The sequence below is a fragment of the Halomonas sp. 3D7M genome (assembly GCF_014897885.1).
Classification (GTDB): Bacteria; Pseudomonadota; Gammaproteobacteria; order Pseudomonadales; family Halomonadaceae; genus Vreelandella.
The window spans coordinates 31,930-32,140 of record NZ_JABUZF010000235.1; the positions used below are offsets into that span (position 1 = coordinate 31,930).

General features: G+C 63.0%; 1 pseudogene. It reads right to left on the reverse strand.

Annotated features, from left to right (window positions below):
• Positions 1–211, reverse strand: a pseudogene (locus INT22_RS21010) (iron chelate uptake ABC transporter family permease subunit); the annotation flags it as partial.

The following is a 211-nucleotide window of genomic DNA, read 5'->3' on the forward strand; positions in this document are numbered from 1 at the left end:
AGAGAACAGCCACGCCATCCCAACCGTTTTGCGCCAGCGAACCCGCGCCCCAAATCAGCAGTCCTGAGAGCGCCTCGTGGTTAAACAGCAGCAGCGCCGTGGAGAGCGCCCCTAAGTACAGATTAACCACCAAGCCCGCCAACACCACCACGATCGGCGCCAACCCACGCCGCCACGAGAGCAGGAAAACTAACCCAACCGCCAGCGCGCC